Source organism: Marinobacter sp. BW6, assembly GCF_008107725.1.
Taxonomy (GTDB): domain Bacteria; phylum Pseudomonadota; class Gammaproteobacteria; order Pseudomonadales; family Oleiphilaceae; genus Marinobacter.
The window spans coordinates 1,538,737-1,552,313 of record NZ_VIRN01000064.1; the positions used below are offsets into that span (position 1 = coordinate 1,538,737).

The 13,577-nt window shown below is 57.6% G+C and carries 15 protein-coding genes; 13 read left to right on the forward strand and 2 right to left on the reverse strand.

What is annotated here, in order from left to right:
• Window position 1 precedes the first annotated feature (1 nt).
• Window positions 2-982: a KpsF/GutQ family sugar-phosphate isomerase gene (locus FMN52_RS15730; RefSeq protein WP_148609507.1), complete on the reverse strand. Its 981-nt coding sequence runs from the start codon at window positions 980-982 to the stop codon at window positions 2-4.
• A gap of 188 nt (window positions 983-1,170) precedes the next feature.
• On the opposite strand from FMN52_RS15730, the gene FMN52_RS15735 reads away from it, so the two are divergent.
• The 11 genes from FMN52_RS15735 (at window position 1,171) to FMN52_RS15785 (ending at window position 9,896) form a co-directional block, all read left to right on the forward strand.
• Window positions 1,171-1,983 (forward strand): ATP-binding cassette domain-containing protein, encoded by an 813-nt coding sequence (locus FMN52_RS15735; RefSeq protein WP_148609508.1) that lies wholly within the window; start codon window positions 1,171-1,173, stop codon window positions 1,981-1,983.
• The gene (mlaE, locus tag FMN52_RS15740; protein ID WP_148609509.1) at window positions 1,980-2,762 is read left to right on the forward strand and encodes a lipid asymmetry maintenance ABC transporter permease subunit MlaE; all 783 of its coding nucleotides are present in this window, start codon (window positions 1,980-1,982) and stop codon (window positions 2,760-2,762) included. Before FMN52_RS15735 ends, mlaE begins: the two co-directional genes overlap by 4 nt.
• Before the next feature lie 38 nt (window positions 2,763-2,800).
• Window positions 2,801-3,250 (forward strand): outer membrane lipid asymmetry maintenance protein MlaD, encoded by a 450-nt coding sequence (gene mlaD, locus FMN52_RS15745; protein WP_148609510.1) that lies wholly within the window; start codon window positions 2,801-2,803, stop codon window positions 3,248-3,250.
• Between the two features lie 32 nt (window positions 3,251-3,282).
• Window positions 3,283-3,936, forward strand: a complete 654-nt coding sequence (locus FMN52_RS15750; RefSeq protein WP_148609511.1) for an ABC transporter substrate-binding protein — start codon at window positions 3,283-3,285, stop codon at window positions 3,934-3,936.
• Window positions 3,933-4,265, forward strand: a complete 333-nt coding sequence (locus FMN52_RS15755) for an STAS domain-containing protein (protein ID WP_148609512.1) — start codon at window positions 3,933-3,935, stop codon at window positions 4,263-4,265. Before FMN52_RS15750 ends, FMN52_RS15755 begins: the two co-directional genes overlap by 4 nt.
• A gap of 103 nt (window positions 4,266-4,368) precedes the next feature.
• Window positions 4,369-4,611 (forward strand): BolA/IbaG family iron-sulfur metabolism protein, encoded by a 243-nt coding sequence (locus tag FMN52_RS15760; protein ID WP_148609513.1) that lies wholly within the window; start codon window positions 4,369-4,371, stop codon window positions 4,609-4,611.
• 28 nt (window positions 4,612-4,639) lie between these two features.
• Window positions 4,640-5,902, forward strand: coding sequence for a UDP-N-acetylglucosamine 1-carboxyvinyltransferase (gene murA / locus FMN52_RS15765; protein ID WP_148609514.1), 1,263 nt, complete (start codon window positions 4,640-4,642; stop codon window positions 5,900-5,902).
• A gap of 29 nt (window positions 5,903-5,931) precedes the next feature.
• The gene (gene hisG, locus FMN52_RS15770) at window positions 5,932-6,573 is read left to right on the forward strand and encodes an ATP phosphoribosyltransferase (RefSeq protein ID WP_148609515.1); all 642 of its coding nucleotides are present in this window, start codon (window positions 5,932-5,934) and stop codon (window positions 6,571-6,573) included.
• Window positions 6,574-6,625: 52 nt separating this feature from the next.
• Window positions 6,626-7,930 (forward strand): histidinol dehydrogenase, encoded by a 1,305-nt coding sequence (gene hisD / locus FMN52_RS15775; protein ID WP_148609516.1) that lies wholly within the window; start codon window positions 6,626-6,628, stop codon window positions 7,928-7,930.
• Window positions 7,931-7,933: 3 nt separating this feature from the next.
• On the forward strand, window positions 7,934-8,986 hold the full coding sequence (gene hisC / locus FMN52_RS15780) for a histidinol-phosphate transaminase (RefSeq protein ID WP_148609517.1): 1,053 nt from the start codon (window positions 7,934-7,936) through the stop codon (window positions 8,984-8,986).
• Between the two features lie 166 nt (window positions 8,987-9,152).
• Window positions 9,153-9,896, forward strand: a complete 744-nt coding sequence (locus FMN52_RS15785; RefSeq protein WP_148609518.1) for a Nif3-like dinuclear metal center hexameric protein — start codon at window positions 9,153-9,155, stop codon at window positions 9,894-9,896.
• Between the two features lie 227 nt (window positions 9,897-10,123).
• Here the strand turns inward: FMN52_RS15785 and FMN52_RS15790 are convergent, their stop codons facing one another.
• On the reverse strand, window positions 10,124-10,564 hold the full coding sequence (locus FMN52_RS15790; protein WP_148609519.1) for a DUF1043 family protein: 441 nt from the start codon (window positions 10,562-10,564) through the stop codon (window positions 10,124-10,126).
• A gap of 231 nt (window positions 10,565-10,795) precedes the next feature.
• Between FMN52_RS15790 and zapE the strand changes: the two genes are divergently transcribed.
• Entirely contained in the window at window positions 10,796-11,893 is a 1,098-nt protein-coding gene (gene zapE / locus FMN52_RS15795) for a cell division protein ZapE (protein WP_205424958.1), read from the forward strand.
• 66 nt (window positions 11,894-11,959) lie between these two features.
• A complete protein-coding gene (locus FMN52_RS15800) occupies window positions 11,960-13,144 on the forward strand; it encodes a thiolase family protein (protein WP_148609521.1) in 1,185 nt (394 codons plus the stop codon).
• Window positions 13,145-13,577: the final 433 nt, after the last annotated feature.

Here is a 13,577-nt window from a genome sequence, read left to right on the forward strand (position 1 = left end):
ATCAGATCACCCCGGCCCGCAGCAGGTCATGCATGTTGATGGCGCCAACGAGACCGCCCTGTTCGTCGGTCACCGGCAGGGCGTTAATCTTCATTTCCTCCATGATGTTGAGCGCTTCCGCAGCCAGGTGATCGGCCTGTATGGTTTTGCCATTCCGGGTCATCACCTCGTTGATGGCCGTATTATGAAAATCCACGGATCGATCCAGAGTCCGACGCAGGTCACCGTCCGTAAATATTCCGGTAAGAGAGCCTTCCTGGTTGACGACGGTGGTCATACCGAGACCCTTGCGGGAGATTTCCAGGAGAGCGCCACTCAGTGGCGTACCCTCTGTGACGACCGGAATCTGATCACCGGTATGCATGATGTCGGATACCCGAAGCAGGAGCCGGCGACCCAGGCTGCCGCCGGGATGGGAGAAGGCAAAATCCTCGGCACTGAAACCGCGGGCTTCAAGAAGGGCAACCGCCAGGGCGTCTCCCATGACCAGGGTGGCCGTTGTTGAGGACGTGGGAGCAAGACCCAGTGGGCAGGCTTCGACCATGACGCTCACATCCAGGTTGGCCACGGCTTCCCGGGCCAGGGTGGAGTTGGCGTTGCCGGTCATGCTGATCAGGGGCGCGCCCATGCGTTTGATCAGCGGTAGAATGGTGATCACCTCGCTGGTGTTGCCGCTGTTGGAGATGGCAATCACCACGTCCTGAGGCGTTATCATACCCATGTCACCATGGCTTGCCTCGCCGGGGTGAACGAAAAACGATGGCGTTCCGGTACTGGCCAGCGTGGCTGCAATCTTGTTGCCGATGTGGCCGGATTTTCCCATGCCGGTCACAACCACGCGGCCTTTACAGTTCATAATGACTTCGCATGCCAGTGTGAACTGGTCATCGATTCGGCTCTCAAGGGCATCAATGGCATCGCGCTCAATGCGAATGGCGCGGATGGCAGAGGTTCGGAAATCGCTGGAAGTCTGTTCGGTCATCGGGCTTTAGGCCTGGCTGTCGGGACATTGAAAATGTTGGTGAGAGTATACCATTTTCACCCCGCAACGATGCCCGGTTACTGAAAGTTCAGTCAAACTGATCATTGCTATCAGTACATTTTGCGCTCTTTGGATTGAGCTTGAACGCCCCATGGCATAATGTAGCGCCTCTTTGAAAGGTAAGGACTATGGATTCACCGGCTTACATATCGCTCAAGGATGTCGTGTTCTCCCGCTCAGGGCGCCGTATCTTCGACGGTGTCAGCCTGGATATTCCCCGTGGCAAAATAACCGCTATCATGGGCCCCAGCGGAACCGGTAAAACCACCCTGCTTCGGCTTATTGGCGGCCAGCTCAGGCCGGATGCTGGTAGTGTTATGGTGGATGGCCATGAGGTGCCAAAGCTCAAGCGCAAGGCGCTCTACAGCCTCCGGGAAAAGATGGGCATGCTGTTCCAGAGTGGGGCCTTGTTCACCGACCTGAGCGTGTTCGAGAACGTCGCCTTCCCGCTTCGTGTGCACACAAAACTGCCGGAAGATATGATTCGAGACATCGTCCTGATGAAGCTTGAAGCGGTCGGTTTGCGCGGAGCCCGCCAGCTGATGCCCTCGGAGCTTTCCGGAGGTATGACCCGCCGGGTAGCCCTGGCCCGCAGTATTGCCCTGGATCCGGAACTCATTATGTATGACGAGCCATTTGCCGGCCAGGACCCGATTGCCATGGGCGTTCTGGTCAAGCTGATCCGTGATCTGAACAGTTCCATGGGTCTGACCAGTGTTCTGGTCTCCCATGATGTGCCGGAATCCCTCAGCATCTGCCATTACGCCTGTATCATCTCGGACGGTAAGGTGATTGGCGAGGGCACGCCCGAGGAGCTGAGGGCGCATCCGTCCGGGAAGGTCCAGCAATTCCTCCAGGGGCAGCCAGATGGCCCGGTGCCTTTTCATTACCCGGCCGAGGATGCCGCCCAGGACTTTGCGTTGTCCGGAGGTGTCTCTTGATCGACAGGATCGCGGCATTCGGGCGCCTCGGGCTTGATTTAGTTTCGTCTTTCGGTCGTTCTGGCCGGTTTCTTGCGGGCGTTCTGGGTGGTGTGCCCAGGCCGGCAACCGGTTTCCCGCTTCTGATGAAGCAGCTTTACGCCGTCGGTGTCCTGTCCCTCGCCATTATTGTGGTTTCGGGTCTGTTTATCGGCATGGTGCTAGGGCTGCAGGGCTACACGATCCTGAGCGACTATGGCTCTGAAGCGGCGATCGGTCAGATGATTGCTCTGACCCTGGTGCGCGAACTCGGGCCGGTGGTGACTGCATTGCTGTTCGCCGGCCGGGCAGGCTCGGCGCTGACGGCAGAGATTGGCCTTATGAAAGCCACCGAGCAGTTGTCCAGCATGGAGATGATGGGCGTGGATCCGTTGCGGCGTGTCATTGCGCCCCGGCTCTGGGCTGGTTTCATAGCCATGCCGGTGCTCGCGGTGATTTTCTCGGTGGTCGGCATCTGGGGAGGTATGCTGGTGGGTGTCGATTGGCTGGGCGTGTTTGAGGGCTCCTTCTGGGGCAATATGCAGTCGTCGGTCGATTTTGTGGATGATGTCCTGAACGGCGTCATCAAGAGCGTCGTTTTCGGCTTCGTTTGCGCCTGGATTGCGGTCTACCAGGGCTATGACTGTGTGCCGACATCGGCAGGTATCAGTTCGGCGACCACCAAAACCGTTGTGTACTCATCGCTGGCGGTGCTGGGGCTGGACTTCGTGCTTACCGCTGTCATGTTTGGCGATTTCTGAATCATCGATTAACGAGATAAAACATACCGGAGCCGGAAATGGCACAGAGAACCACTGAAATCATAGTTGGCCTGTTCATGATCGCAGGCTGCGCGGCGCTGCTTTTCCTCGCGCTGCAGGTAAGCGGGCTGTCGCCGAAGTCGGCCGAGAGTACCTACACCATCTACGCCAATTTCAATGATACCGGCGGGCTTACGCCCCGGGGGCGGGTCTCCATGGCTGGGGTGACAGTCGGCACCATTGAATCCATCAGTCTGAACAAAGAGACGTTCCAGGCCCGGGTGGAAATGTCGATTCATTCGGACGTCGACAATATCCCCTCGGACAGTTCCGCAGTTATACGTACATCCGGCCTGCTCGGTGAGCAGTACATTGATATATCCATCGGGGCCGAGATGGATTCGCTGAACGAGGGCGACACCTTCTATTCGACACAGTCGGCTATGAACCTGGAGCGGCTGATCAGCAACTTTGCATCGGGCCGCTGATTCGGGCCGGTCAGATTTAACAGGAGATCCTGATGTTTGCACTGAAACACCACATTCTGCTTGGCCTTATGATGGCCCTGGTTCTGGTTACGCCGGCGCAGGCGGCGGAAGCGGAGGATCTTCGCGACTATGTGGATGAGAACACCCAGCGGCTGGTCGAGAAACTCAATGAAGAGCGCGGTCTTTATGAGCGGGACCCGGAAGCCTTCTATGAGAGCATGGATCAGGCCCTGACAGACTTCGTGGACTTCCGTCGAATAGCTGCCCGCGTTATGGGGCGCTACGCTCGTCAGACGACTCCCGAGCAGCGTGATGAGTTTGTGGCCAAGTTCAAGCGCAGCCTGTTTGATAGTTATGCGCAGGCTCTGGTCAACGCGGACAACTTCGAGATTCAGGTCAAGGAAGCGACCATCAACCCCCAGAGCGACAACCGCGCCTCTGTCCAGATGGAAGTCATCAGTGCCTCCGGTAACCGTTACCCCGTAACCTATTCGATGTACAAGAACTCCGAGGGTAAATGGCTGATGGAAAACGTCATTGTTGAGGGCGTGAACATTGGTCTGGCTTTTCGGGATCGGTTCAGTCAGGAAATGGAAGAAAGTCGGGGCCAGATTCAAGCGGTCATCGACGGCTGGAGTGATGCCGTCGAATCCCTGAATCTGGAGCAGGAAGTGGACAACTCATGACCGCGGTTGAGCCTCGGGTTCAGCTCTCTGACGGAGCCCTTATCGTCTCCGGGGACGTGACCATAGACACCGTGGTCGGCCTGAGAAAAGAGGGCGAGAAACTGATCCGCTCGGTATCTGTCGATCTGGTTATCGATCTTGATGGTCTGGCCACCGCCCACAGTGTGGTTCTGTCCATGCTGCTCTGCTGGCAACGTTTGGCGCATCAAACAGGTATTTCCCTGTCGTTCCGGGGGGTAAGTGGCCGCCTGGTCTCTCTGGCGTCCCTGAGCAACCTTGATGATCAGCTCGCGGGTTTCGGTCCGGAAACCGTCCACCCCGCCCACTGACTCTCCCGGCCTCGGCCCTTTGTTTACCGGACAGTAAAGCTGACCCGAGCGCCGGAATTGGTTACAATCTCGCCCCTGATTTCAAAACACCCGAGGATTTTCTATGGATGCCGCCCAAGTCACCGAGCTGGTCAAGGAAGCATTGCCCGGCTGTGAAGTTCAGGTACAGGTTGATGGTACCCATTACATGGTCGTCGTAGTGGGTGATGTATTCGAAGGCCTGCCGACTATCAAGCGCCAGCAGCTGATCAACAAGGCACTATTCCAACAGATCATGGATGGCTCAATTCACGCTCTTCATCCGAAAGCATTTACTCCGGCTGAATGGGCTGAGCGCCAGGGCTGAGTGGCCCGAACAAAACAGGATATTTATTGTGGATAAACTTCTGATCAGGGGCCGCAAGCCTCTGGATGGTGAGATTCGGATCTCCGGTGCCAAGAACGCCGCACTGCCGATCCTGGCAGCGACCCTGCTGGCGGATGAGCCGGTGACTGTCGGCAATCTGCCGCACCTGCACGACGTAACCACCATGATCGAGCTTCTGGGCCGCATGGGCGTTGAAGTCATTATTGATGAGAAAATGAGCGTGGAAATTCACGCCAATACCATCAAGCACTTTCACGCGCCCTACGAGCTGGTGAAAACCATGCGTGCCTCTATCCTGGTGCTGGGACCCCTGGTCGCTCACTTCGGCGAAGCAGAGGTATCCCTGCCAGGTGGCTGTGCAATCGGTAGCCGTCCGGTGAACCTGCACATCCACGGCCTGGAAATGATGGGTGCGGACATCAAGGTTGAGAATGGCTATATCAAGGCCAAGACTAACGGTCGCCTGAAGGGCGCCCACATCTTCCTGGATACAGTTACCGTAACCGGCACTGAGAACCTGATGATGGCCGCTGCGCTGGCAGACGGAAAAACCATCCTGGAAAATGCGGCCCGCGAGCCGGAGGTTGTTGACCTTGCCGAGTGTCTGATTGCCATGGGCGCGGACATCAAGGGGCATGGGACCGCCACGATCGAAATCAACGGTGTTGAGCGTCTGCACGGTTGCCATTACAACGTGCTGCCAGACCGCGTTGAAACCGGTACCTACCTGGTGGCTGCTGCTGCAACCGGCGGTCGGGTCAAGCTCAAGGATACCCGTGAAGACTTGCTGGAAGCGGTGGTGCTCAAGCTCGAGGAAGCCGGTGCCCACATCAATACCGGCCCGAACTGGATTGAGCTGGATATGAAAGGCAATCGCCCGAAAGCGGTGAGCCTGCGTACCGCGCCTTACCCGGCTTTCCCCACAGATATGCAGGCCCAGTTTGCCGCCATGAACGCTGTGGCTGAAGGCACTGGCACCATCGTGGAAACCGTGTTCGAGAACCGGTTCATGCACCTGCAGGAACTGATCCGCATGGGCGCGGATATCACGCTCGAAGGTAACGCCGCTATCATCAAGGGCGTGGACCATCTCACCGGCGCGCCGGTCATGGCCACGGACCTCAGGGCTTCGGCCAGTCTGGTTATTGCCGGTCTCATGGCTGACGGCGATACCATCGTAGACCGCATCTATCACATTGATCGCGGTTACGAGTGTATTGAAGAGAAACTGCAGTTGCTGGGTGCCACCATCCGCCGCCTGCCAGCGTAAAAGACAACAACGGGAAACCGGAACGATCCATGACAGATTCCATAACCATCGCCTTGTCGAAGGGACGAATCCTGGAAGAGACCCTGCCGCTGCTTGCAGAAGCGGGCATTGAGCTGATCGACGACGTCAAAAAGTCGCGCAAACTGGTGTTCCCGACAACGGATCCCCATGTGCGGGTATTGATCATCCGGGCCACGGACGTGCCGACTTATGTTCAGTACGGCGGGGCCGACCTTGGGGTGACCGGTAAGGATGTATTGATGGAGCACGGTGGCGAAGGACTTTATGAGCCACTGGATCTGAATATTTCCCGTTGTCGTCTGATGACCGCCGGCCCGAAAGATCAGACTCCGCCGCCCGGTCGTATCAAGGTGGCAACAAAGTTCGTGAACCTGGCCCGCCGATACTACTCGGCCCAGGGGCGTCAGGCTGACATCATAAAGCTATACGGCGCCATGGAGCTGGCTCCGATTCTGGGTCTGGCCGACGAGATCGTCGACATCGTGGATACCGGCAATACGCTGAAGGCGAATGGCCTTGAAGCCCGCGAGCTGATTGAGCATATCAGCAGCCGATTGGTGGTTAATCGCGCGTCGATGAAGATGAAACACGAGCGCATCAATCCCATCATTGAAAAGATGTCCGCAGCCGTTGAGAAACGCCGGCTCTGAGTTTGAGTCGGTCAGCAGTAGTTAGTCGTTAATCCCACACAGGATTTGAGTTATGACCGCAAAGATCACCAGATTGAACGCTTCCCAAAGTGACTTTAATGATGCGTTGGCCAAACTGCTGGCCTGGGACGACAGCGTTGATCATCAGGTGAACGAGTCAGTGCGTCATATCCTGCATGAGGTGAAAACCCGCGGTGATCAGGCGGTCCTGGAATTTACCGAGAAGTTCGATCGCCTGAAGGCTGGCTCTGTCGCCGAACTGGAAATGGACCAGAGCCGACTGCAGAAGGCTCTGGAAGCGATTCCGCAGGACCAGCGTGTTGCCCTGGAAAAAGCGGCCGAGCGGATCCGGGACTATCACGAGCGGCAGAACCAGAAGTCCTGGCAGTATGAGGACGAAGATGGCACCGTGCTTGGCCAGAAGGTAACGCCTCTGGATCGCGCTGGTTTGTACGTGCCCGGGGGCAAGGCCGCTTACCCGTCATCCGTGCTCATGAACGCCATTCCCGCAAAGGTCGCGGGTGTCAGCGAAGTGGTGATGGTTGTTCCGACACCGGATGGTGTGGTGAATGACATGGTGCTGGCCTCCGCAGCCATTGCTGGAGTGGATCGTGTATTCACCGTTGGTGGTGCCCAGGCCGTGGGCGCGCTGGCGTACGGGACAGAGACCATTCCGGCCGTCGATAAAATCGTCGGTCCCGGCAATATCTTTGTTGCTACCGCCAAGAGAGAGGTTTTTGGCGTAGTGGGCATCGATATGATCGCCGGTCCGTCGGAAATCCTGGTGATCTGTGACGGCAAAACCGATCCCGACTGGATTGCCATGGACCTGTTTTCCCAGGCAGAGCACGACGAGCAGGCCCAGTCCATCCTGATCAGCCCGGATGCCGAATTCCTGGACGCTGTCGAAGCCAGCATCAACAAACTGCTGCCAGCCATGGAGCGTGCCGACATCATCCGCACCTCCATGACCGACCGCGCCGCGTTGATCCACGTCGCCGACCTGAAACAAGCCGCCGAGGTGTCCAACCGCATCGCCCCGGAACACCTGGAGCTGTCGGTTGAAGACCCTGAGGCCATGCTTGAAGACATCCGCCACGCTGGCGCCATCTTCATGGGCCGCTACACCGCCGAAGCCCTCGGCGACTACTGCGCCGGCCCGAACCACGTGCTGCCCACCAGCGGCACCGCACGGTTCTCCTCACCTCTGGGCGTCTACGACTTCCAGAAACGGTCTTCCATCATCGGCTTCAGCGCTGCCGGTGCTGACCGCATGGGACGTGTGGCGTCGGTTCTTGCACGTGGCGAGGGCTTAACCGCTCACGCCCGGTCGGCGGAATATCGGATTAAGGACTGATTTATGAGTAAATTCTGGAGTCCTTTGGTAAACGACCTGGTTCCCTATGTCCCAGGCGAACAGCCAAAAATGGCCAACCTGGTGAAGCTGAACACCAACGAAAACCCCTTCGGCCCCTCACCAAAAGTCATCGAAGCCATTAAGGCCGAATTGAACGACGGCTTGCGCCTCTATCCGGATCCGGAAGGCGAAAGCCTGCGCCAGACGATCGCGGAATACCACAAGGTCAAGCCGGAACAGATCTTCCTGGGCAATGGCTCGGATGAAGTTCTGGCCCACATCTTCTTTGGCCTGTTCCAGCACGGCGAACCGATCCTGTTCCCGGACATTACCTACAGCTTCTATCCGGTCTACTGTGGCCTCTACAACATTGAGAGCCGAAAGATATCGCTGACAGAAAGCTTTGAAATCAACCCGGATGATTTCAAGCAACCCAACGGCGGCGTCATCTTCCCGAATCCAAATGCGCCAACTGGTCGGTATCTCGAGTTGCAGCATGTTGAAGAGATCCTGGCGGCCAATTCGGACCGCGTCGTGGTTGTGGATGAGGCCTACATTGATTTCGGCGGCGAGTCGGCGATCACCCTGGTGGACAAGTACCCGAACTTGCTGGTATCCCAGACGCTCTCCAAGGCCCGTTCATTGGCCGGTTTGCGAGTCGGTTTCGCCGTCGGCCATCCGGACCTGATCGAGGCCCTGAACCGGGTGAAGAATAGTTTCAACAGTTACCCGCTGGACCGCCTGGCCCTGGCCGGTGCGAAGGCGGCCTACGAGGATGAGGCCTGGTTCCGGAAGTGCTGCGATGGCGTGATCTCCGAGCGGGAGCGCGTAACGGCCGCCCTCGAGGGGCTGGGTTTTGAGGTGTTACCCTCCAAGGCAAACTTCATCTTTGCCCGTCATAAAGATCAGCCGGGCGAGGTTTTGGCGAAAGGCCTGAGGGAGCAGGGCATTATTGTCCGGCACTTCAACAAGCCTCGAATCAGCGAATTCCTGCGCATTACCATCGGCACTGTTGAGCAGAACGATGCCTTGATCGGGGGGCTCCGGTCCCTCTAGCCTGCTAGGTTGGCGGGCAGAGTGAGGCAGACGCCCCTTCCCGGGAACCGCTACGAGCACATCCATGTGCGCTTGGCGTCGGCCATCCATGGCCGCCGACATTCCCGGGAAGGGGCGTCTGCCTCACTCGTCGAGCTTCTCTGAAATAGTCCGGAGTGGAGTTTTTATGGCAAATCGAAGCGACATCCTTGAGAAAATCAACGAATGGCTCCAACCCGATAATTTCCAGGATTACTGTCCCAATGGTCTGCAGGTTGAAGGCACGTCCGAAATTAAAACCGTTATCTCCGGCGTTACAGCTTCAAAAGCCTTGATCGAGGCTGCCATCGAAGCAAACGCCGATATGATCCTGGTCCACCATGGCTACTTCTGGAAAGGTGAGGACCAGCGCATTCAGGGGATGAAACGAGAACGCTTGAAACAGCTTCTCGACAACGATATCAATCTGATCGCCTATCACCTTCCGCTGGATGACCACCCCGAATACGGAAACAACCGTCAGCTGGCGGATGTTCTCAATATCAAGAACCCGCGTCCGTTAGGCGGCTTGGTTTGGGAAGGCGAGCTGGAAGAAGCAATGTCTCCCGAGGAATTTGGTCTCCACATCGCCAGACAGCTACATCGCGAGCCGCTCTGGGTCGGCAAAGGTCCGACTGCGATCAAGCGGGTCGGGTGGTGCACCGGCGCTGCACAGGGATTCATCAACACTGCGCTGGATGGTGGCCTGGACGCCTATATTAGTGGGGAGATCTCTGAGCCGACGACGCACACGGCAAGGGAATGTGGCATTCATTATTACGCTGCCGGGCACCACGCGACCGAGCGTTACGGTGTACAAGCGCTCGGGAAGGCGTTAGCCGAGGAGTTTGGCGTTGCCCACAAATTCATTGATTGCGACAACCCGGTCTGATCGCGAATAGGTGGTCAGACGAAGGCTTGATGCGAATTGCACAGAGTTGATGGAGCGGGGTAGTCACCCCTTTCCGAGAATGTCGGCGGCCAAGGATGGCCGACGTCAAGCGCACATGGATGTGCTCGTAGCGGTTCTCGGAAAGGGGTGACTAACCCGGTCCCTCCCCGAACTTAGCAGTCTTATCGAGAATAAACTCCCAAGCTTCCGCCAGAGCAAAAAAGAACTCAGGCCTGCTGAGGCTTTTCGCCCTTCTTGAGACCGAAGTCTTCAGCAAGCGTCCCGGAATCCTTCGGATCCGTCTTTGGCGCATAATCCCGTGGCGGCTCGGAAGCGTCCTCGCGGACTTCTTCCAGGCGCTTCTTGGAAGTTTCCTGCGCCAACTCCTCCATCCAGTCTTCGTCATTGCAAAGACGGTTGGCGCCGCGGGCCATGTGCTGGTTCACATCGCGGTAGGCATCGTTGAACCGGCGCAGCAGGTGTGCCGACTCCATGAAATGCTCATTCACCTGGGCCTGGTAGCGGGTATATTCGCTTCTCAGTTCCTCTATCTGCTGTTCCGCCCGGCGCTGCCGAAGCGTCGTTCCCTGCCCGGAACGGCCAACAAATACCCCGATGACAATGCCAACAACCAATGCGGCAATCGCTGCCAGAATCAGGTTTGTCATATGCTGTGTCGTCCTTTTACCTAGAAGTGAGCCAAGCCCCTGTCCGACGAGTATAACGCCCCAGGCTCCATCATCCCATAATTGTGGCCTGCGCCAATCGTCGTATTGCTGCCCAGGCGGCCAACGTGGCGAAAAATCGCCAAATGCGAGACAATACGGCGCCCAAATTTACGATCAACTTCCGGGACTACCTTGATGACAGAAGCGATGTCTTCCGAAACCAGTGCGACCATGACCCCTTGGCAACGTTACCAGAAGGATCTTGAGCGCCCCGATTTCCAGAAGGACCCGGCCCAGGAAGATGCGGTCAAGCGCCTTCAGTCACTGTACGACAAACTGGTGGAAGCCGAAAGGGATCGCAGTAAGCCCAAGGCCAAACTTTTGCGCAAGCTCAAGAAAGGCAAGGAAGATCCGGTCAAGGGCCTGTATTTCTGGGGTGGGGTAGGCCGCGGTAAAACCTACCTGATGGACACCTTCTACGAGTCGCTGCCTTTTGATCGCAAGATGCGGGTCCACTTTCACCGCTTCATGCAGCGGGTCCACAGCGAGCTCAGATCCCTCAAGGGCGAGAAGAATCCACTCGAGCTGGTCTCCAAAAAGTTTGCCGACGAAACCCGGGTTATCTGTTTCGATGAGTTTTTCGTGTCCGACATTGGCGATGCCATGATCCTCGCCACCCTGATGGACGGCTTGTTTAGCCGCGGTGTCACACTGGTCTGTACCTCCAACATCGTCCCGGATGGTCTTTACAAGGATGGTCTTCAGCGGGCCCGGTTCCTGCCGGCTATTGAGCTGGTCAAGAAGCACACCGATGTGGTCAACGTGGATGGCGGCGTAGATTACCGGTTGCGGACTCTCGAGCAGGCGGAATTGTTCCATTCGCCCCTCGATGAGGAAGCGGACGTCAGCCTTCGCAAGAGCTTTGATGCCCTGGCGGTCGAGGCAGCGAAACACAGTAAAACCATGGAAATCAACGGTCGAAAAATTCCGGCCCAGGCCCACGCGGACGACGTAGTCTGGTTTGATTTCAAGGACGTCTGCGACGGCCCCCGAAGCCAGAACGATTACATCGAAATGGCCCGCCAGTTCCACGCCATTATCGTCAGCAACGTGCCCATCCTGGGCAAAGAGAAAGACGACCAGGCTCGCCGATTCATTAACATGATCGACGAGTTCTACGACCGCAACGTCAAAGTCATCATCTCGGCAGCCGCACCCATAACCGAGCTCTACACCGGCGGCCGCCTGGGCTTCGAATTCGAGCGCACCGAATCCCGCCTGCTGGAAATGCAGTCCCAGGAGTACCTCGAAGCCCCCCATAAACCTTAAGTGGCGTCGGATTACGCGTCGCTAATCCGACAAAACCTACCAGACAACCAACAGAGAGATTCAGAAATGAGCACAGACAACGTCGTTATCGTAAGCGGGGTTCGTACCCCCATGGGCGGATTCCAGGGCAGCCTGGCCAGCGTCAGCGCCACAGACCTGGGCTCGATCACCATCGCCGAAGCCGTCAAACGTGCCGGTCTTCAGCCTGCGGACGTGCAGGAAGTGATCATGGGCAACGTCCTGCCCGCCGGCCTCAAACAGGGGCCGGCTCGCCAGGCCATGCGCAAGGCGGGGCTGCCCGACAACACCGGCGCTACCACCATCAACAAGCTCTGCGGCTCCGGTATGAAAGCCGCCATGTTCGCCCACGACCTGATAAAGGCCGGCAGCAACGACATCATGGTCGCCGGTGGCATGGAGAGCATGTCGAACGCTCCTTACATCCTGCAGGGTGTAAGGAGCGGCTACCGCATGGGACCGGGCCAGGCACCCCAGGACCACATGTTCCTGGACGGCCTGGAAGACGCTGAAACCGGTCGCCTGATGGGCGCATTCGCTCAGGAAATGGCCGACAAGAAAGGCTACACCCGGGAAGAAATGGACGAGTACGCCATTACCTCTCTCACCCGGGCCAAGAAAGCCATCGAAGAAGGCCTGCTGAAAGATGAGATCGTCCCGGTGACCGTGAAAAGCCGTAAAGGGGAAGTGGTTGTCGAGGACGATGAACAACCTCACAACGCTAACATCGATAAGATCCCGAGCCTACGCCCGGCCTTCGCCAAAGACGGCACTGTCACCGCCGCCAATGCCTCCTCGATCTCAGACGGCGCTTCTGCACTGCTCCTGATGCGCGAGTCCGAAGCCGAAAAGCGCGGCCTCAAGCCGCTCGCCCGCATAGTTGGCCACAGCACCCAGTCTCAGCATCCTTCCGAGTTCACCTGTGCCCCGGTTGGTGCAATCGAAACCCTGTTCGGAAAAACCGGCTGGAGCAAAGACGACGTAGACCTCTTCGAAATCAACGAAGCCTTCGCCATGGTCGCCATGATGCCCATCCGCGAACTTGGTCTCGACCCTGAAAAAGTCAACATCCACGGCGGCGCCTGCGCCCAGGGTCACCCCGTCGGCTCCACCGGCTCCCGCCTGCTGGTAACCCTCATGTACGCCCTCCAGCGGTACGGCAAAAAGAAAGGCATCGCAGCCCTCTGCATCGGCGGTGGCGAAGCTACTGCCATGGCAATCGAGATGCTCTAAGCCTCGGAGTCTGGCCGGGGCGGGAGCCCTTCCCGAAACACGCTGTAAATACGTCCCTGTAATCTTGACGGCAGCATCCCTGCTGCCGACAGTTTCGGGAAGGGCTCCCGCCCCGGCCAGGCGAGCCTCCGGGTATTCGTTCCCATACATTTTTTTTCGCGGCGTGGGTTAATAGCGAACTCCCAAGCCCGGTGCCGAGGTGGCGATGGTTCCTCCGAGAATGTCGGCGGCCATGGATGGCCGACGCCAAGCGCACATGGATGTGCTAGTAGCGGTTCTCGGAGGAACCATCGCCACCTTGGCGCTCCTCGCAACTAACAGCCGCCGAAAAAAAACCACCAAAACCAAAGTGGTTGCATCCAAATTTGTTGTCTATAGTGATTTTGTGCGAAGAAACCCGGCGGCAAACGGCGGTAATAGAGGTGTGAGAGCA